The sequence below is a fragment of the Pantoea sp. C2G6 genome, from assembly GCF_051336815.1.
Lineage (GTDB): Bacteria > Pseudomonadota > Gammaproteobacteria > Enterobacterales > Enterobacteriaceae > Pantoea.
This window is the reverse complement of record NZ_JBGMNJ010000002.1, coordinates 241,028-261,268: the sequence shown is the minus strand read 5'-3', so window position 1 is coordinate 261,268 and position 20,241 is coordinate 241,028. Positions and strand designations below refer to the sequence as shown.

12 protein-coding genes are annotated in these 20,241 nt (G+C 60.6%); 8 read left to right on the top strand and 4 right to left on the bottom strand.

What is annotated here, in order from left to right; all coding sequences use genetic code 11:
• Nucleotides 1-11: 11 nt before the first annotated feature.
• Nucleotides 12-593, bottom strand: a complete 582-nt coding sequence (gene dcd, locus ACCW71_RS04635; protein ID WP_436369913.1) for a dCTP deaminase — start codon at nucleotides 591-593, stop codon at nucleotides 12-14.
• A gap of 83 nt (nucleotides 594-676) precedes the next feature.
• Nucleotides 677-1,318, bottom strand: a complete 642-nt coding sequence (gene udk / locus ACCW71_RS04630) for a uridine kinase (RefSeq protein ID WP_436369912.1) — start codon at nucleotides 1,316-1,318, stop codon at nucleotides 677-679.
• 284 nt (nucleotides 1,319-1,602) lie between these two features.
• On the opposite strand from udk, the gene ACCW71_RS04625 reads away from it, so the two are divergent.
• The 3 genes from ACCW71_RS04625 (at nucleotide 1,603) to yegD (ending at nucleotide 7,144) form a co-directional block, all read left to right on the top strand.
• On the top strand, nucleotides 1,603-2,217 hold the full coding sequence (locus ACCW71_RS04625) for a phosphatase PAP2 family protein (RefSeq protein ID WP_436369911.1): 615 nt from the start codon (nucleotides 1,603-1,605) through the stop codon (nucleotides 2,215-2,217).
• Nucleotides 2,218-2,380: 163 nt separating this feature from the next.
• Nucleotides 2,381-5,716: a diguanylate cyclase gene (locus ACCW71_RS04620; RefSeq protein ID WP_436369910.1), complete on the top strand. Its 3,336-nt coding sequence runs from the start codon at nucleotides 2,381-2,383 to the stop codon at nucleotides 5,714-5,716.
• Between the two features lie 75 nt (nucleotides 5,717-5,791).
• Nucleotides 5,792-7,144 (top strand): molecular chaperone, encoded by a 1,353-nt coding sequence (yegD, locus tag ACCW71_RS04615; RefSeq protein ID WP_436369909.1) that lies wholly within the window; start codon nucleotides 5,792-5,794, stop codon nucleotides 7,142-7,144.
• 79 nt (nucleotides 7,145-7,223) lie between these two features.
• Here the strand turns inward: yegD and ACCW71_RS04610 are convergent, their stop codons facing one another.
• Both ACCW71_RS04610 and ACCW71_RS04605 read right to left on the bottom strand, forming a co-directional pair.
• Entirely contained in the window at nucleotides 7,224-8,567 is a 1,344-nt protein-coding gene (locus ACCW71_RS04610) for a carbohydrate porin (protein WP_436369908.1), read from the bottom strand.
• Between the two features lie 205 nt (nucleotides 8,568-8,772).
• Nucleotides 8,773-9,732 (bottom strand): aldo/keto reductase, encoded by a 960-nt coding sequence (locus ACCW71_RS04605; protein WP_436369907.1) that lies wholly within the window; start codon nucleotides 9,730-9,732, stop codon nucleotides 8,773-8,775.
• A gap of 240 nt (nucleotides 9,733-9,972) precedes the next feature.
• Here ACCW71_RS04605 and ACCW71_RS04600 point away from each other — a divergent pair, with 240 nt between their 5' ends.
• The 5 genes from ACCW71_RS04600 to baeS are packed head-to-tail and all read left to right on the top strand — an operon-like array spanning nucleotide 9,973 to nucleotide 20,236.
• Entirely contained in the window at nucleotides 9,973-11,208 is a 1,236-nt protein-coding gene (locus ACCW71_RS04600; RefSeq protein WP_436369906.1) for an MdtA/MuxA family multidrug efflux RND transporter periplasmic adaptor subunit, read from the top strand.
• Nucleotides 11,208-14,330 carry an MdtB/MuxB family multidrug efflux RND transporter permease subunit gene (locus ACCW71_RS04595; RefSeq protein ID WP_436369905.1) on the top strand — a complete coding sequence of 1,041 codons (3,123 nt, stop codon included), beginning with the start codon at nucleotides 11,208-11,210 and terminating at the stop codon, nucleotides 14,328-14,330. Before ACCW71_RS04600 ends, ACCW71_RS04595 begins: the two co-directional genes overlap by 1 nt.
• A complete protein-coding gene (gene mdtC / locus ACCW71_RS04590; protein WP_436369904.1) occupies nucleotides 14,327-17,401 on the top strand; it encodes a multidrug efflux RND transporter permease subunit MdtC in 3,075 nt (1,024 codons plus the stop codon). The genes ACCW71_RS04595 and mdtC overlap by 4 nt, the downstream gene beginning before the upstream one ends.
• Before the next feature lie 43 nt (nucleotides 17,402-17,444).
• Complete coding sequence (locus ACCW71_RS04585) at nucleotides 17,445-18,851, top strand: MFS transporter (RefSeq protein WP_436369903.1); 1,407 nt, start codon at nucleotides 17,445-17,447, stop codon at nucleotides 18,849-18,851.
• Nucleotides 18,848-20,236, top strand: a complete 1,389-nt coding sequence (baeS, locus tag ACCW71_RS04580; protein ID WP_436369902.1) for a two-component system sensor histidine kinase BaeS — start codon at nucleotides 18,848-18,850, stop codon at nucleotides 20,234-20,236. Before ACCW71_RS04585 ends, baeS begins: the two co-directional genes overlap by 4 nt.
• Nucleotides 20,237-20,241 lie beyond the last annotated feature (5 nt).

Here is a 20,241-nt window from a genome sequence, read left to right as displayed (position 1 = left end):
ACATCCTCAAATTAGTCTTTGTCGATACGGCTGGCGTCAGCACCCTGCTGACCACGATATTTCGCATCCTGACGTCGATTATAGGGGCGCGCAGCCGGGCCGGAAAGCGGCTCAAAGCTCAGCGCGCCGATAAGCATACCGGGGCGCAGCGCCAGCGGCAGTTTACCTGAATTATAGAACTCCAGCACGATACGTCCCTGCCAGCCGGGATCGATGCGGTGGGCGGTAACGTGCACCATCAGCCCAAGCCGCGCCAGTGATGAGCGGCCATCGAGCCAGCCCACCAGATCGTCCGGCAGCGTCACCGACTCCAGCGTCACCGCCAGCGCCAGCTCACCCGGATGGAGGAAAAAGGCGTCCCCTTCCGCCAGCACAATCTCATCGCTCATCACCCGATCCAGCGCCGCACTGACTTCCTGTTTCGGACCGCTCAGATCGATATAGGCCGCCGTGTGACCACTGAAGGTGCGGAACTGATTACCCAGACGCACATCCACCGTGGCCCCGTTGATGCGCTCGACCGGCGGGCGCGGCTCAATAGCCAGCCTGCCATCGTCCAGCCAGGCTTCAATATCGCGATCGCATAATCTCATTGCGGTAACTCCATGACATAAGTGTAGCGAACCGACGTCAGGCTGCCTGGCGCCGGTCTGCACCACGTCCGGGCGGACGTGAGTTATTCAAAAAACTGGTTGATTTTCGCCTTGAGAATATCGATGGCGATACGGTTTTTTCCGCCGCGCGGCACAATAATATCGGCGTACTGTTTTGACGGGTCGATGAATTGCAGGAACATCGGACGCACGGTCTTCTGATACTGACTCATCACCGAATCCATAGAGCGGCCGCGCTCATTGACGTCACGTTTCATGCGGCGCATCAGGCAGATGTCGAGTGGCGTATCGACAAAAATCGAGAAGTTGAGTTCCTGACGCAGGCGCGCGTCGGTCAGCAGCAGAATGCCTTCGAGGATGATGACCTTTTTCGGCTTCAGGTGCAGCGTCTGCGCGGTACGGGTGTGCTCCACGTAGCTGTAGACCGGCAGCTCAATATCCTGTCCGGCTTTGACCGCCTGCAAATGCTGCAACAGCAAATCATGATCCATCGCGCTGGGATGGTCATAATTGGTTTTAACCCTCTCTTCCATGGTGAGGTGACTTTGATCTTTGTAATAAGCATCTTCCGGGATCACCCCGATATGCTCGTCACCTACCTGATCACGGATTTCACGATAGAGCGTGCTGGCAATTAAACTTTTACCGGATGCGGAAGCGCCGGCAATGCCTATAATCACGCACTGATGAGACTTGTCAGTCATACTTTTTTAGAACCTGATAACTGGAGCCTGCCGCTGGTCACACATTTCGCGGGCAGCGGACGGGCCGAAATGGAGAGGGTGTGTTCGCGCTAAGTATAGGGATTTCGACGTTTTGATGCCAGAGAAATGGCGAATGGACTTTTCAGACTTTCCCCTTTGGACGCCACTGATTTCACCGATAAACTAACGTCACACCATATTATAAATAAAATGGCCTGTGCGACGCGCGTTTACTGACCACGTGTGTCGCTTTCGTGACGACCGACAGAGGTAGCAGGAGTTGTATGCTCTGGAAGACTTTGACTTATTTTGGCGACAGCATGCTGTTGATTCCGACAGCGGTGATTATCGCGCTGATTTTACCGTGGAAGAGCGATAACCGCCGCACGGTGTTCTACTGGATTGTCGCCTTTGGCCTGGCGGGTCTGCTGGTCAGCATTTCAAAAATTCTGTTTCTGGGCTTTGGTATTGGCAGCGCACGCTTCAACTTTACCGGCTTCAGCGGCCACAGCGCCATGTCCGCCACCCTGTGGCCGGTGATGCTCTGGCTGATCTCCGGCCGCTGGCCAGCGTTCTGGCGCGGCGCGGCGATTGGCGTCGGCTATCTGATCCCGCTGATGGTCGGTTTCTCCCGGCTGGTGATCCACGCCCATTCCCGCAGCGAGGTCGCCACCGGACTGCTGCTGGGCTTCACGCTCAGCACCGCCTTCCTGATCTCCCAGCGCCGTACCGCGCTCAAAGGCTTCAGCTGGCCGCAGATCGGGGCCGCGCTGTTAGTGCCGTTTGTGTTACTGAGCCACGGCCGGGTCGCCACTACCCAGCAGTTTCTGGAACGTTTCTCGGCCAGCATCGCGGGTATGGAAAAGCCCTATAGCCGCGCCGATCTTTTCCGCCAGTAATCAAGGAGCTGGCCCAGGTTATCACGATGCCCGTCAATTCACCGAATAACGGGCAATATCGATTTCTCCCCTTTTTTCGTTGCCGGTTGTGCTAGCATGCAGTCAGAGAATGACTGGTGCCTGATTCGCCGTAGCGGAACCCTGCACCCTGCCGGAAGTTCGCATGACGATTGAGACCCTGTCCCCGCAAAAAAGTACACAAAAACCCTGGTTTTCCGCCCTGCTGCTCGGCGGCGCGGTATTTATCCTGACGCTGTTCTGTCTTGAACTGATCGTGGTCAGTGGGAAAATTTCGCCACTCTGGTTTCCCACCAGCCTGATGACGATCGTGGTGTTTCGCTGCCGGTCGCGGCAGCTTCCGCTGCTGTTAACCGCCTGCGTGCTCGGTACCGCCTGTGCTAACGCCATCGTTATCGGACCCGCGCTGGCTAATCTGAAATTTGCCCTGCTGAACCTGATCCAGGCTGGCGTGGGTGGCATGCTGCTGCGCGGCCTGCTTGACCGGCGCGCACCGCTGGACACGCTGCACGACTGGGCGCGCATGGTGCTGTCGGTGGGAATAGTGACGCCGGTGCTGGGTGGCCTGCTGGCGCTCTGGACACTGCATGTCAGCGGCAACGCCTCTGTGCCTTTCTTCTATACCTGGGTGATCTCGGAAATCATCGGCATGCTGGTGTTAGGGCCGATGCTGCTGTTGCTTCCCTGGCCGCTGCGCCGCGCTCAGTTCAGCCATCTGCGGCTGGCTGAAGCGGTGGTTACGCTGATAATCACCCTGGGGGCCAGCTATCTGGCGCTGCGTTTTTTGCCGTGGCCCTTTACCTTTATCGTGGTGATTCTGTTCTGGTGCGCCGTCCGGCTGCCGAAGCTACACGCCTTTGTGCTGTTTTTCCTCAACGCCAGTTTTATCTCCATCTTGCTGGCCTTTGACCTGGTCAGCGTGGTGAACAACAACGGCACGCTGGGGCCGGTCTCCAGCTGGTTGCCGTTTCTGCTGGTGTTGATCCCCAGCCATATTATGTCGCTGGTGATGGATGCGTTCCGGCGGGAGAAGCTCTATATCACCGACAGCGAAACTCGCTTCCGTCACGCTATGGAGTACTCCGCGATTGGTATGGCGCTGGTCTCGCCAGAGGGGAAGTGGCTTCAGGTCAACCAGTCGCTCTGCCAGACGCTGGGCTACCCGCAGGAGGAGCTGAAGCGACTGACCTTTCAACAGCTCACCCATCCCGACGATCTCGCGACCAACCTGCATCAGGTGAACCAGCTGCTGGCGGGTGAGATCGATACCTACACCCTGGAGAAGCGCTACTTCCGTAAGGATGGGGAGATTGTCTGGGCGCGGCTGACGGTGTCGCTGGTGCGCGACGGCAGCCAGGCCCCGCTCTACTTCATTGCCCAGATCATCGACATTTCCGAACTGAAGCAAAGCGAACAGGTGAACCGTCGCCTGATGGAGCGCATCACGCTGGCGAATGAGGCGGGCGGCATCGGCGTCTGGGAGTGGAACCTGCTGACCGGCGAGATGCTGTGGGACAAGCGGATGTACGCGCTGTTTGGTCTGGCACCGCATGAGTCGCCCAGCTATGACCTCTGGCTCCATCTGCTGCACACTGCCGATCGCGAATATGCGGCGCTGACGGTGCAGCAGGCGATTGAGTTGCGCAGTGCCTTCCACATGGAATATCGGGTGGTGAATGGCGAGGATCAGCGCTGGGTGCGTACTCAGGCGAACCGGCTGCTGAGTAAAGAGGGACGTATTGAGCGGATGCTGGGGATCTGCCAGGACATCACGCCGCTGCGCAATCTTAACGAGGCGCTGTTCCAGGAGAAAGAGCGCATGGCGATCACCCTCGACTCCATCGGTGAGGCGGTGATCAGCACCGACGAGGAGATGCGCGTCGCCTTTATGAACCCGGTGGCGGAGAAGATGAGTGGCTGGTCGCAGGCGCAGGCGGCCGGGAAGCCGCTCAGTGAGCTGCTGCATATCACCCAGGGACGTAACGGTCCGCAGATGGAAAACCTGCTGCTGTGCCAGCTGCCGCCGGAGAAAGTCACGCCCGATCTGGCGGAAGATCTGGTGCTGCATACCCCGGATGGCGGCCATATCGATATTCACTACAGCATCACCCCGCTGCGTTCCGAAGCGGGGCTGGAACAGGGCGCGGTGATGGTCATTCAGGACGCCAGTGAGTCGCGCAAACTGATGAAGCGCCTGAGCTACAGCGCGCTGCATGACACCCTGACCAGCCTGCCGAACCGGGCCAGCTTTGAGCTTCAGCTTAAGCGGCTGCTGTTTGACGCGGCTGAACATCACTATCAGCATGTGCTGGTGTTTATCGATCTGGATAAATTTAAAGCGGTCAACGACAGCGCCGGCCACGCCGCCGGAGATGCGTTGCTGCGCGAGCTGGCTGAGCTGATGCAGCACCATCTGCGCAGCAGCGATTTCCTGGCGCGGCTGGGCGGGGATGAATTTGCGCTGCTGATGCCCGATTGCGCGGTTAATCAGGCACAGGATGTGGTGCAGCGCATCGTAGCGGCGGTGAACGATTATCGCTTCCAGTGGCTGGGGCGGCTCTATCAGGTCGGTGCCAGCGCCGGTATCACGCAGATCTCAGCCGAGAACTGTCAGAGCAGCGACGTGCTTTCGCAGGCGGATATTGCCTGCTACAACGCGAAACGCAGCGGACGCGGGCGGCTGATGGTTTATGAGCAGAACCGGCTGCCGCTGCCGGGCAATCACGAGGGACTCGATGCCGCGATGATCGACGCCCTGCAAATTGAACTGCCCGCCTGGGCGGTGGCACCGCCAAAAACGCCGCAGTCGGCCTTTCTCTGGCTGCTGGATCTGCAACTGTTAACCGCGGATGGCTTGCTGCTGGACGAGACGCTGCTGCGTAATAACCTGCCTGATGAGGCGTTGCGCCGCCGGCTGGACAAAAATATTCTGGATGCGTTTTTCCGCCAGGATATAAAGCGCCTGAACCATAAAGGTATCCCGCTGATCCTGCCGCTCAATGAGCAGGTGCTGCACGACGCCGCGCTGGTCCAGCAGCTCTGTCAGCGCTTTATGGCGGCGGGCCTCGCCAGCAGCCGCTGCGGCTTTGCCTTCCCCGCCGCCGCGGTGCTTAGCCAGGGCGATCAGTGCTATGCGGCGCTGCGCCAGCTGCGCCAGTCTGGCTGCCGCATCGTGTTGCAGCACTTTGGCCGCAACCTGGAGGCGTTTAATCTGCTGAGCGACGAGGTGGTGGATTACCTGATGCTGGCTCCTGAACTGGTCGCTAACGTTCATAACAATCTGATGGATGAGATGCTGCTGACCATCATTCAGGGCCAGGCGGCCCAGCGCAACATCGCGGTACTGGCCGGTCCGGTGTCGGTGCCCGCGGTGCTGGCGACGCTCGGCTCGCTGGGTATGGATGGCGTCTGGGGCAGCGCGGTGGCGGAACGTCAGCCCCTGACCTCACTCTCTGACGATCGCCTCTTCGCTATCCGCTAATTCCTCACCACCCTGCTTGCAGCCCTGCGGAAGCTGCGCTAAAGTCGCCCCCTTTTTTCCGGCATGGGGGCGAAAATGTTCATAGGATTCGATTACGGCACGGCTAACTGCTCAATTGCAGTCAGCGAAAATGGCACGCCACGTCTGTTAACGCTGGAGAACGATCAGCGGCTGCTGCCCTCGATGATCTGTGCGCCCACCCGCGAGTCGATCAGTGAATGGCTCTATCGCCACCATCAGGTAGCGACCCCGGACAGCGAAACCACGGCGCTGTTACAGCGCGCGCTGCGTTACAACCGCGAAGAAGATATTGAGGTCGGACCCAACAGCGTGCAGTTTGGCCTGACCGCGCTGCAACACTATATGGTCGATCCGGAAGATGTCTGGTTTGTGAAGTCACCCAAATCCTTTCTTGGCGCCAGCGGCCTGAAGCCGCAGCAAATCGCGCTGTTCGAGGATCTGGTCTGCGCCATGATGCTGCATATCCGTCAGCGCGGTGAAAGTCAGCTCGGCCAGGCTATCGACCAGGCGGTTATCGGCCGCCCGATCAACTTCCAGGGATCAGGCGGCGAAGAGGCCAACCAGCAGGCGGAAGGCATTCTGCTGCGTGCCGCCCGGCGCGCCGGTTTCCGTGACGTGGAGTTTCAGTTCGAACCGGTGGCGGCGGGACTCGACTTCGAATCGACGCTGCACCAGGAGACGCGGGTGCTGGTGGTCGATATTGGCGGGGGAACCACCGACTGCTCAATGCTGCTGATGGGGCCTGAGTGGCGCGATAAAGCGGACCGCCGTGAGAGTCTGTTAGGTCACAGCGGCTGCCGCGTCGGCGGTAACGACCTCGACATTATGCTGGCGTTTAAAACCCTGATGCCGTTACTGGGTCTGGGCGGCAATACCCAGAAAGGGATCGCCCTGCCCGCGCTGCCGTGGTGGAACGCGGTCGCCATCAATGACGTTCCGGCGCAGAGCGACTTTTACAGCGCCGCCTGCGGCAAGTGGCTGCGTGATTTAGTCCGGGATGCGGAACAGGGTGAGCGGGTCGCCCGCCTGCTGAAAGTGTGGCAGCAGAAACTCAGTTACCGGCTGGTGCGCGCGGCGGAAGAGAGCAAGATTGCGCTGTCAGCCAGCCCGTCGCATACCGCCTCGCTCGACTTTATCGAGACGGCGCTGCAAACCGATATAGGTGTGACTGCGTTGCAGGAGGCGATCAGCCAGCCGCTGGAGAAGATCCTTGAGCAGGTGCAGCTGGCGCTGGCGACCAGCCAGATCAAGCCTGATGTGATCTACCTGACCGGCGGCAGTGCACGCTCACCGCTGCTGCGTGCGGCGTTGCAGCAGACGCTGCCCGACACGCCGATTGCCGGTGGCGATGATTTTGCCTCGGTCACCGCCGGCCTGGCCCGCTGGGCGGAAGTGATGTTCCGTTAATCTGGATCTGCTCTGCAATGAAAAAACGGCACCTGCGAGTGCCGTTTTTTTTGCAGATAACGATGAGCTGGCTAAGGGATCAGAATGCAATATTGGCGCTGATACCGCCAATAAAGGCATCTTTCACTTCACTTACCGCGCCCGGCGCCACCACATATTGCAGGTTAGGTCGCAGTGACATCCAGTTGGTCACTTTGGCGTTGTAATAAACTTCATAGTTATACTCGGAACCCTCCTGAATCGGCAGATACGTCGGGCTGTCAAAGCGGCTTTCGCCATTCGCCTGATTCTGCTGACGCAGCGAACGGGTATAGTCGCTGTTGACATGAATGCGCGCCGCGCCCACCCCGATCTCATCCTTAGGACGGGCATCAAATGGCCCGGTCCAGGTAAAGGCGAGCGACTGATAGTTGTCGGTTTTCGAGGTTTTATGGTCGTTCATCACCGCCTGAACCCGCACGCCCAGCCCGCGATTCACATCGCCATCCTGCGCGGTCAGCTGTTGCTGCAACAGCAGATAGCCACCGTAGGCGTGCGCCTTATCCTGATAACCGCCGTCGCGCCAGCTGCCATACACATCGCCATTCACCGACGAGTAGTAGTAGCCAATCCGGTAGTTACCCGGCAGATTCTGCGGCCCGAAGGTCGGCTTCCAGCCCAGTTCCACCGGCACCAGATTGCCCTCGGAATTGCTGGTATCGAGGCGGAAGCCATCACCACGATCGTAGTTGGCACGGTTCTGGTTATAGAAGCCCACCTGGAAGAAAACCTCAGGCGTGATATTGATCTTCACCCGGCCGCCCCACTGCGACACCGGCCAGTTAAACCAGCGGTCGCCGCGCCAGTTACCGCCCTGACCGCTGCCCAGCGTCAGGTTCTGGAACAGACTGCCGTCGAAGTTATCGAAGTCTTCACCCACCGTTACCCGTCCGGCTTTCAGGTCGACCACATCGTCAAACAGCCCCTTACGCAGCCAGAACTGAGTCAGACGCCAGGTCTGACCGCGTCCATAGACCTCCTGCACTGACGAAAGCATACCGGTTCGCCGGTCGCCCACCTGCCCGGAAAGATCCTGACCGTCACGGTTGGTGATGGTCATCTGAAATTCAGCATCCTGCCAGTCCAGCAGCTTTTCCAGGTCGAAGTTGGTGCCAAAGGTCCACTGATCGCTGTAGCGCATGGTGGTATTGGTGTTCGCGCCACCGCCAAGGTTGGCCGCGCTCTCCATGGTGTAGTTGACATCAAACTTGATGCCCTCATCCTGCAACTGCGTTCGGTAGCCGCCCCAGTCACCAAACATCCACTCGGAGTCAGGGCTGAAGGCGTCAGCGGCCAGTGCCGGAGCGGAGAACATCGCCAGGATCAGGGTGCCGGTAGCCAGCCGGCGCAGCGGAAATCGCTGCTCTGCTTGTCTGTTTTGCATGATGGTTATTCTTATGTGAGTGACAGGAATCTGATGAGCAGAGGATAGTGCCGGGCAATCGTCAGCTTTTGTAAAAATGTGCGGGTAATTTCCAGTAACTTCAGATTATTAACACATTTGTGATCGGGATCGCTGATTGATTATTCTTTGGCTGAGAGGGGGAGGTCTGCGGGTTAAGAGAAAGGGGCGCGGCGGCCCCCTTGTATCAGCGGCTCGCCTGCGCCAGCTGCTCAATCTCGGCAGCGGTCAGTTTAAGCTGAGTCGCGCCCACCAGGTCATCGAGCTGAGCCAGCGACGTGGCGCTGACGATAGGCGCGGTAATACCGGGACGGGCAATCTGCCAGGCCAGCGCCACCTGGGTCGGCGTTACCTGATGCGCGGCGCTGATGGCGTCCAGCGCCGCAAGGATGCGCAGGCCGCGCGGATTGAGGTATTTATCGACCACGCCCTGACCACGCTGGCTTTTACCGGCGTCAGCCGCCTGACGATATTTGCCGCTGAGAAAACCGCTGGCCAGTGAGTAGTAGTTGATCACCCCCAGCCCCTGTTCCCGCACCAGCGGCTCCAGTTCCGCCTCATATCCCTGGCGGTCATAGAGGTTATATTCAGGTTGCAGGGTTTCGTAACGCGCCAGGTTGTGCGCCTCGCTGACCTGCAACGCTTCTTTAAGGCGTGGTGCACTGTAGTTGGAGGCACCGATGGCCCGCACCTTGCCCTCGCGGATCAGGCTGTCAAAAGCGCCCAGCGTCTCCGCCAGCGGCGTATCCTGGTCGTCACGGTGCGCCTGATAGAGATCGATATAGTCGGTTTGCAGTCGGCGCAGGGAATCTTCCACCGCCTGGCGGATATATTGCGGCTTCAGTCCGGTTTTCTCTGGCGACATCTCCATACCCACCTTGGTCGCCAGCACAATCTGGTCACGCTTGCCGCTTCTTTTCAGCCACTCGCCAATAATGGTTTCCGATTCACCGCCTTTATTGCCCGGCGCCCAGCGCGAATAGACATCGGCGGTATCAATAAACCACAATCCTTTCTCCACCAGCGCATCCAGCAGTGAAAAGGAGGTGGCCTGATCCACGGTCCAGCCAAAGACGTTGCCGCCAAAGGTCAGCAACGGCACCGCAATCCCACTCTCTCCCAACTGCCGGGTTTGATTCTGACTCATCCTCTGCTCCTTATTTGCCTGAGAAAACGTTCTGAGACTGAGCATAGCAAAGTGGGTAAACGGCTTTATGACGATTGTGCTGCGATTAATGTCAGAACAGGCATAATGACCCCGCCCTGACAGATATCCTTATTTCCTTCAACTTCTGCCGGTCAGAGGCGACTACAATCTTTCGTTTGCAGGCTGCCTATTTGATGCCTGCGCCTGGGACTACGCCACTGCTGGAGAGCATGAAAAATCATGAGCACCCGACATCCTGTTATGAAAAAAACCCTGATTGTGCTGGCGCTGATCGCCCTTGCCGCTGGCGCTTACTATGGCTGGCAGCGCAGCACGCAGCCGCAGGCCGGCAGCCAGGCTGACGCCCCTGCCTCGCGCGGCAAAGGCGGCGGGGACGGTGCCCGTCGTGCGCTGGCCCCGGTGCAGGCGGCCAGCGCCACCAGCGAGAGCGTGCCGCAATATCTGAGCGGGCTGGGGACGGTCACCGCCGCCAACACCGCCACGGTGCGCAGTCGGGTCAATGGCGATCTGCTGGCGATCCACTTTACCGAGGGTCAGCAGGTTAACGCGGGCGATCTGCTGGCGGAGGTCGATCCGCGTCCCTATCAGGTGGCGTTAACCCAGGCGCAGGGCCAGCTGGCGAAAGATCAGGCGACGCTGGCCAACGCCCGGCGCGACCTGGCGCGCTTCGAAAAGCTGGCGAAAACCTCGCTGGTCTCCCAGCAGGAGCTGGATACCCAGCGCTCGCTGGTGAGTGAAACCCTCGGCACCCTGAAGGCCGACGAGGGCGGCGTCGCCAGCGCCCAGCTCAATCTCACCTACAGCCGGATCACCGCGCCGATTGCCGGCCGGGTCGGGCTGAAACAGGTGGATGTCGGCAACTATGTCACCAGCGGCGACACCACCGGCATCGTGGTGATCACTCAGACACACCCGATCGATGTGGTCTTTACCCTGGCGGAGAACAGCATCAGCCAGATCCTCAGCGCGCAGAAAAGTGGCCAGCCGCTGCTGGTGGAAGCCTGGGATCGCAGTAATCAGAACCTGATCGCCAGCGGTAAACTGCTGAGCCTCGATAACCAGATTGATGTCACCACCGGCACCATCAAGGTAAAGGCGCGCTTTGATAACCAGGACGATACGCTGTTTCCCAATCAGTTCGTCAATGTGCGGCTGAAGGTCAACACCCTACAGGATGCAATTGTCATTCCGACCGCCGCGTTGCAGATGGGTAACGAAGGCCACTTTGTCTGGGTGGTGAACAGCGACAACAAAGTCAGCAAGAAAAGCGTGACCGCCGGTTTGCAGGATAGCCAGAAAGTGGTGATCAGCGCCGGTCTGGAAGCGGGTGAGCGGGTGGTCACTGACGGGCTGGATCGCCTGACCGAAGGGGCAACGGTGGAAGTGGTCGCCGCTCAGAGCAGTGCGCCGCGCAGCAGCCGCGCCACGCTGCCCTCCAAAGGAGAGCGTCAGTAATGCAGGTGATGCCTCCCGATCACAGTGGCGGGCCGTCGCGTCAGTTTATTCTGCGCCCGGTCGCCACCACGCTGTTGATGATAGCGATTCTGCTGGCCGGGGTGCTCGGCTACCGCTTTCTGCCGGTGTCGGCCCTGCCGGAAGTGGATTACCCGACCATCCAGGTGGTGACGCTCTATCCGGGGGCCAGCCCGGATGTGGTTACCTCCTCGATCACCGCGCCGCTGGAGCGCCAGTTCGGTCAGATGTCCGGCCTGAAACAGATGGCCTCGCAGAGTTCCGGCGGCGCCTCGGTGGTGACGCTGCAATTTCAGCTGACGCTGCCGCTGGATGTGGCGGAACAGGAGGTCCAGGCGGCCATCAACTCGGCCACCAACCTGCTGCCCAACGATCTGCCCAACCCGCCGGTCTACAGCAAGGTCAATCCGGCCGATCCGCCAATCATGACGCTGGCGGTGACGACCAGCAGCATGCCGCTGACCCAGGTGCAGGATATGGTGGAGACCCGGGTGGCACAGAAAATCTCCCAGGTCAGCGGCGTCGGACTGGTGACGCTCTCCGGCGGTCAGCGCCCGGCGGTGCGGGTGAAAATGAATGCGCAGGCGCTGGCCGCGCTGGGCCTGACCAGCGAGACGGTCAGGACCGCCATCAGCAACGCCAACGTTAACTCGGCCAAAGGCAGCCTGGATGGGCCGACCCGCTCCATAACCCTGTCGGCCAATGACCAGATGAAGTCGGCGGAAGATTACCGCCAGCTGATTATCAGCTACAAAAATGGCGCGCCGGTTCGGCTCGGTGAGGTGGCGACCATTGAACAGGGCGCGGAAAACAGCTGGCTCGGTGCCTGGGCCAACCGCGACGCGGCGATTGTGCTCAACGTACAGCGCCAGCCGGGTGCCAATATCATCGCCACGGCGGATAATATCCGGGCGATGCTGCCGGCGCTCACCGCGACCCTGCCGAAGTCGGTGGAGGTGAAACTCCTCACCGACCGCACCACCAATATTCGCGCCTCGGTCAGCGACACCCAGCATGAGCTGATGCTGGCGATGGCGCTGGTGGTGATGATCATCTATCTGTTTCTGCGCAACGTTCCCGCCACACTGATCCCGGCGGTGGCGGTGCCGCTGTCGCTGATCGGCACCTTCGCGGCGATGTACTTCCTCGGCTTTTCAATCAACAACCTGACGCTGATGGCGCTGACCATCGCCACCGGCTTTGTGGTGGATGACGCGATCGTGGTGATTGAGAACATCTCGCGCTATATCGAGAAAGGCGAAAAACCGCTGACCGCGGCGCTGAAAGGCGCTGGTGAGATCGGCTTTACCATTATCTCCCTCACCTTCTCGCTGATTGCGGTGCTGATCCCGCTGCTGTTTATGGGCGACGTGATTGGCCGGTTGTTCCGCGAATTCGCCGTGACGCTGGCGGTGGCGATTCTGATTTCAGCGGTGGTCTCGCTGACCTTAACACCGATGATGTGCGCCCGGATGCTGAGCGCGGAGTCACTGCGAAAACAGAACCGTTTCTCACGCGCCAGCGAAGCGATGTTTGATCGCATCGTGGCCACCTACGGTCGCGGCCTGAGCCGGGTGCTGAATCACCCGTGGCTGACGCTGTCGGTGGCGCTCGGCACCCTGGTGCTGACCGTGCTGCTGTGGCTGATGATCCCGAAAGGCTTCTTCCCGCAGCAGGATAACAGCATTATTCAGGGCACTTTGCAGGCGCCGCAGTCGGTCTCCTACGCCAGCATGGCGCAGCGCACCCGCGATGTCGCCTCGGTGATCATGAAAGATCCGGCGGTGCAGAGCATGACCTCGTTTGTCGGCGTCGATGGCACCAACGCCGCGCTGAACAGCGCGCGGCTGCAAATCAACCTCAAGCCGCTCGACCAGCGCGCTGACCGCATCCCTGAAATCCAGCAGCGGCTGCAAACGGCGGTGAGCCAGCTGCCAGGCGTGCAGCTCTGGTTGCAGGCGGTGCAGGATCTCACCATCGATACCCAGGCGAGCCGCACCCCCTACCAGTTCACCCTGCAATCGGGCTCGCTCTCGTCGCTCAGCAGCTGGGTTCCGGCGCTGCTCAACCAGCTGAAAACCCTGCCGCAGCTGCGCGATGTCAGCAGTGACTGGCAGGATCAGGGACTGGAAGCCTATGTCAACGTGGACCGTGACAACGCCAGCCGCCTCGGCATCAGCATGGCGGATGTCGATAACGCGCTCTACAACGCCTTCGGCCAGCGGCTGATCTCCACTATCTACACCCAGGCGAATCAGTATCGCGTGGTGCTGGAGCAGGAGAATCAGGCCACGCCGGGGCTGGAGAGCCTCGACGCCATCCGGCTGACCAGCAGCGATGGCGGCAGCGTGCCGCTGAATGCGATTGCCCGCATTGAACAGCGCCACACGCCGCTCAGCATTAACCATCTCGACCAGTTCCCGTCGGCCACCTTCTCGTTCGACGTGGCTGACGGCTATTCGCTGGAGGATGCGGTGAAGGCGGTGTCGCAGGCGGAAGCGCAGCTTGGCATGCCAGCGGAGATGATGACCCAGTTCCAGGGCAGCACCCTGGCGTTTGAGGCGGCGCTGAGCAGCACCGTCTGGCTGATCGTCGCCGCCATTGTGGCGATGTATATCGTACTGGGCGTGCTCTATGAGAGCTTTATTCACCCGATCACCATTCTCTCAACGCTGCCCACCGCCGGTGTCGGCGCGCTGCTGGCGCTGATGCTGAGCGGCAACGAACTGGATATTGTGGCGATTATCGGCATCATCCTGTTGATCGGTATCGTGAAAAAGAACGCCATCATGATGATCGACTTTGCGCTGGCGGCAGAGCGTGAACAGGGCATGGCACCCTACGACGCGATCTATCAGGCCTGTCTGCTGCGCTTCCGGCCGATTCTGATGACCACGCTGGCGGCGCTGCTCGGCGCGCTGCCGCTGATGCTCAGTACCGGCGTCGGGGCGGAACTGCGCCATCCGCTGGGGATTGCGATGGTGGGCGGTCTGATTCTGAGTCAGGTGCTGACGCTGTTCACCACGCCGGTGATCTACCTGCTGTTTGATCGCCTGGCGCATGCTACACGGCGTCGCTTTGCTCGCAGGGAGGCCGCAGAGTGAAGTTTTTTGCCCTGTTCATTCACCGGCCCGTCGCCACGACCCTGCTGACGCTGGCCATCGCGCTGGCCGGGATTCTGGGCTTTCGTCTGCTGCCGGTGGCACCGCTGCCGCAGGTCGACTTTCCGGTGATTGTGATCTCGGCGTCGCTGCCGGGTGCCGCGCCGGAGACCATGGCCTCGTCGGTGGCGACTCCGCTGGAGCGCTCGCTGGGACGGATCGCCGGGGTCAGTGAAATGACCTCCACCAGCTCACTCGGCAGCACCCGCATCATTCTGGTGTTCGATTTTGACCGCGACATCAACGGGGCGGCGCGCGATGTGCAGGCGGCGATCAACGCCGCGCAAAGCCTGTTGCCGACCGGCATGCCGTCGCGTCCCACCTATCGTAAGGTCAACCCGTCCGATGCGCCGATTATGATCATGACGCTGACCTCGGATACCTACAATCCGGGTCAGCTCTATGACTACGCCTCCACCCAGCTGGCGCAGAAGCTGTCACAGATTGAGGGGGTGGGCGACGTCACGGTGGGCGGCAGCTCGCTGCCTGCGGTGCGCGTGGCGCTGAATCCTCAGGCGCTGTTTAACCAGGGCGTATCGCTGGATGCGGTGCGCACCGCCATCAGCAACGCCAACCAGCGGCGACCACAGGGGGCGCTGGACGATACGCAACAGCGCTGGCAGCTGCGTACCAACGATGCGCTGCAAACCGCCCGTGAATATCAGCCACTGGTGGTGCACTACAACAACGGCGCGGCGGTCAGGCTGTCGGACGTGGCGACGGTCGAGGACTCGGTGCAGGATGTGCGCAACGCCGGGATGTCAGGCGGTAAACCGGCGGTGCTGCTGCTGATCCGCAAAACCCCGGAAGCGAACGTCATCGATACCGTGGATCGGATCCGCGCCGAACTGCCGCTGCTGCATGAGGTGATCCCCGCCGCTATCGATTTACAGGTGGCGCAGGATCGCTCGCCGACCATTCGCGCCTCGCTGCATGAAGTAGAGCAGTCGCTGGCGATCGCCGTGGTGCTGGTGATTCTGGTGGTGTTTGTTTTTCTGCGCTCCGGTCGCGCCACGCTGATCCCGGCGGTCGCCGTGCCGGTTTCGCTGATTGGCACCTTCGCGGCGATGTACCTGTGCGGTTTCAGCCTGAATAACCTGTCGCTGATGGCGCTGACCATCGCCACCGGCTTTGTGGTGGATGACGCGATCGTGGTGCTGGAGAACATCGCCCGCCACGTCGAAGCGGGGATGAAGCCGCTGGCGGCGGCGCTGAAAGGGGTGCAGGAGGTCGGCTTTACCGTGCTGTCGATGAGCCTGTCGCTGATTGCGGTATTCCTGCCGCTGCTGATGATTGGCGGGCTGATTGGCCGCTTTTTCTCGGAGTTCGCCATTACGCTGTCGGTAGCGATCGCCATCTCGCTGGTTATCTCCATTACCCTGACGCCGATGATGTGTGCCTGGCTGCTGAAGCCGCATACGCCGCGCAGCCAGCCGCGTCGGCGCGGCGCGGGTCGCCTGCTGCTGGCGATCCAGCGGGGCTATGGCCGGTCACTGAATGTGGTGCTGAACCATGCGCGCTGGGTGCTGCTGCTGTTCCTCGCCACCATCGTGCTGACCGTCTGGCTGTTTATCAATATTCCGAAAACCTTTATGCCGGAGCAGGATACCGGCCGACTCTCCGGTTTTATCTCCGCCGATCAGAGCATTTCGTTTCAGGCGATGCGCAGCAAACTTCAGGATTTTATGGTGATTGTCGGGGCCGATCCGGCGGTGGAGAGCGTGGTTGGCTTTACCGGCGGGATGCGCACCAACAGCGGTTCAATGTTTATCTCGCTGAAGCCGCTGTCAGAACGTAAAGAGAGCGCCCAGGCGGTTATCGCCCGGCTGCGCGGCAAGCTGGCCAAAGAGCCAGGGGCCAGTCTCTATCTCAACGCGGTGCAGGATCTGCGTGCTGGCGGGCGGGAATCGAATGCGGCCTATCAATATTCGCTGCTGACGGACGATCTTGCCGCCCTGCGCACATGGGAGCCGAAAATCCGTCAGGCGCTCTCGGCGCTGCCACAGCTGGCGGATGTGAACTCCGATCAGCAGGATAAAGGCAGTGAGATGGCGCTGACCTACGACCGCGAGAGCATGGCGCGGCTCGGCATCAACGTCTCTGAGGCCAATGCCCTGCTGAATAACGCCTTTGGTCAGCGGCAGATCTCCACCATCTATCAGCCGCTTAATCAGTACAAAGTGGTGATGGAGGTCGATCCCCGTTACACCCAGGACATCAGCGCCCTGTCGCAGATGTTTGTGCTCAACAGCGAAGGCAAACCGATTCCGCTGTCGTGGTTCGCCCGCTGGCAGCCAGCGAATTCGCCGCTGTCGGTGAATCACGAAGGGCTTTCCGCCGCCTCGACCATCTCGTTTAACCTGCCAGAGGGCGTGTCGCTGTCGCAGGCGTCGGAGGCGATTGAGCGCACCATGACCGCGCTTGGCGTGCCGTCCAGCGTGCGCGGCAGCTTCGCCGGGACGGCGCAGGTCTTCCAGCAGTCGCAAAGCAGCCAGCTCTGGCTGATGCTGGCGGCAATTGGCGCGGTCTATATCGTGCTGGGCATTCTTTACGAGAGCTATGTGCATCCGCTGACGATCCTCTCTACCCTGCCCTCGGCGGGGGTCGGCGCGCTGCTGGCGCTGGAGCTGTTTGACACGCCTTTCAGCCTGATTGCGCTGATCGGCATCCTGCTGCTGATTGGCATCGTGAAAAAGAACGCCATCATGATGGTCGATTTTGCGCTGGATGCAGAGCGCAACGGTCAGCTCAGCGCGCGGGAGGCGATCTTCCAGGCGTGCCTGTTACGCTTCCGGCCGATTCTGATGACCACGCTGGCCGCCCTGTTTGGCGCGCTGCCGCTGGTGATCGGCAGCGGTGACGGCGCTGAACTGCGTCAGCCGCTGGGTATAACCATCGCCGGCGGGCTGGTGATGAGCCAGCTGCTGACGCTCTACACCACGCCGGTGGTCTATTTAATGATGGATAAGCTGCGGCGCAAAAAGCGCCCGCTGGCGACCGCGCCGCAGCCGTGACGGGCGGCGCGGCCAGGCATAACCTCTGTCGCGGGAGAGAACGATGAGTACGCAAAGCACCACGGTCCGCTGGCAATTGTGGATTGTTGCCATCGGCTTCTTTATGCAGACGCTGGATACCACCATCGTCAATACGGCGATCCCGGCGATGGCGCATGACCTGGGCGTCAGCCCGCTGCATATGCACTCGGTGATCGTCTATTACGTGCTGACCGTGGCGGTGATGCTGCCGGTCAGCGGCTGGCTGGCGGATCGCTTTGGCGTGCGCAACATCTTCTTCTGCGCGATTGTGCTGTTCAGCCTCGGCTCGCTGCTGTGCGCCCTCTCCGGCACGCTGGAGCAGCTGGTGCTGTCGCGGGTGGTGCAGGGGATCGGCGGCGCGATGATGGTGCCGGTGGGGCGACTGACGGTGATGAAAATTGTACCGCGCGAGCAATATATGTCGGCGATGACCTTTGTCACCCTGCCCGGCCAGATCGGTCCGCTGCTGGGTCCGGCGCTCGGCGGAGTGCTGGTGGAGTACGCCAGCTGGCACTGGATCTTTCTGATCAATATTCCGGTTGGCATCGCCGGGGCCATCGCCACCCTGATGCTGATGCCCAACTACAGCATGCAGACCCGGCGCTTCGATTTCAGCGGCTTTATCCTGCTGGCCGCCGGGATGGCGACCCTGACGCTGGCGCTGGATGGTCAGCGCAGCAGCGGCGGCTCTCCGCTGCTGCTGGGTGCCATGATCCTGATTGGCATGTTCTCTTTGCTGTTCTACCTGATGCACGCGCGCGGCAACGAGAATGCGCTGTTCAGCCTGAAGCTGTTTGATAACCGCGTTTACTCGATTGGCCTGCTCGGCAGTTTTACCGGCCGCATCGGCAGCGGCATGCTGCCGTTTATGACGCCGATTTTTTTACAGGTCGGCATGGGCTACAGCCCGTTTCACGCCGGTCTGATGATGATCCCGATGGTACTGGGCAATATGGGGATGAAACGCATCGTGGTGCGCATCGTCAATCTCTATGGCTACCGCAACGTGCTGGTCAGCTCGACCGTGGCGCTGGCGCTGGTGGTGCTGCTGTTTCCGCTGGTGGCGATCATGGGCTGGATCTGGCTGCTGCCGCTGGTGCTGTTTTTACAGGGGATGGTCAACGCGATTCGCTTCTCTTCAATGAATACCCTGACGCTGAAAGAGCTGCCCGATGCGCTGGCATCCAGCGGCAATAGCCTGCTGTCGATGATTATGCAGCTGTCGATGAGTATCGGCGTCACCGTCGCCGGGCTGCTGCTGGGGGCGTTTGCTCAGGAGAGTGTGGCGGGCAGCGCCACCGAAAATCAGATGTTTATTTATACCTACCTTTGCATGTCGCTGATTATCATCCTGCCCGCGCTGGTGTTCTGGCGCGTGCCGCCGCAGGTGGGTCCTAACGTTGATCTGCGACGCCGGAGAAAACCATGAAATTTAACCTGCGGCTGGGAATCGGCGCCAAACTGTTTATGGCGATTTTCGCCACCTGCATGCTGGTGCTGATCACCATGCACTGGGGCGTGCGTCTCAGTTTCGAACACGGCTTTGTCGACTACATCAAGCGCGGTAATCAGCAGCGGCTCAACCTGCTCAGCGACGCGCTGGCCGATCAGTATGAGCAGCATGGCAACTGGGATTTCCTGCGCCACAATGACCGGCTGGTGTTTACCATGCTGCGCTCGCTGGAGCAGAATCCCGACAGCAACAGTCAGCTGCCACCGCACGGCTGGCGCACCCAGTTCTGGATCCTCGATCAGCAATATAAAGTGATGGTCGGACCGCGATCGCCGGTGCCGCCAGAGGGAACGCGGCGCAATATCACCACCAGCAACGGTAAAATTGTCGGCTGGGTGATCGGCTCGCCACCGGAACGGCTGACGCGCAGCACCGACATTAACTTTGATCAGCAGCAGCGGCGCACCAGCTGGATTATCGTCGGACTCTCAACCCTGCTGGCGGCGCTGGCGACCTGGCTGATGGCGCGCGGCCTGCTGGCCCCGGTTAAACGACTGGTCGACGGCACCCATCATCTGGCGGCGGGTAATTTCGCCACCCGGGTCGAGGTCAGCAGCCGCGATGAGCTGGGCCAGCTGGCCGGTGACTTTAACCTGCTGGCCAGCTCGCTGGAGAAAAACGAGAGTATGCGCCGCGCCTTTATGGCCGATATTTCCCACGAACTGCGTACGCCGCTGGCGATCCTGCGCGGCGAGCTGGAAGCGATGCAGGATGGGGTGCGCAAACTGACGCCAGAAGCGATCGCCTCGCTGCAAAGTGAAGTGGTGGTGCTGACCAAGCTGGTAGACGATCTGCACCAGCTGTCACTCTCCGATGAGGGCGCTCTCGCCTACCGCAAACAGGCGACCGATCTGGTGCAGCTGCTGGAAGTGACGGCGGGCAGCTTCGCGGAGCGCTACCGCAGCCACGGTCTGGCCCTGAAGCTGCGCCTGCCGGATGAAGCGCCCTTCTTTGGCGATCCCGATCGCCTGATACAGCTGTTCACTAACCTGCTGGAGAACAGCCTGCGCTACACCGACAGCGGTGGCCGGGTTGAGGTGACGCTGACGTATCAGGCCCCCAACTGGTGCATTGCGTTTGATGACAGCGCCCCCGGCGTAGACCGGGAACATCAGGCGCAGATTTTTGAACGCTTCTTCCGCACGGAAGGCTCGCGCAATCGCGCCAGCGGCGGCTCGGGCCTCGGTCTGGCCATCTGTAAAAACATCGCTGACGCCCACGGCGGCACTATCTCTGCGACGCACTCTGATTTAGGTGGACTGAAAATCGCGCTACACTTGCGCTATGTTCCCCTGGTGTAAACGCA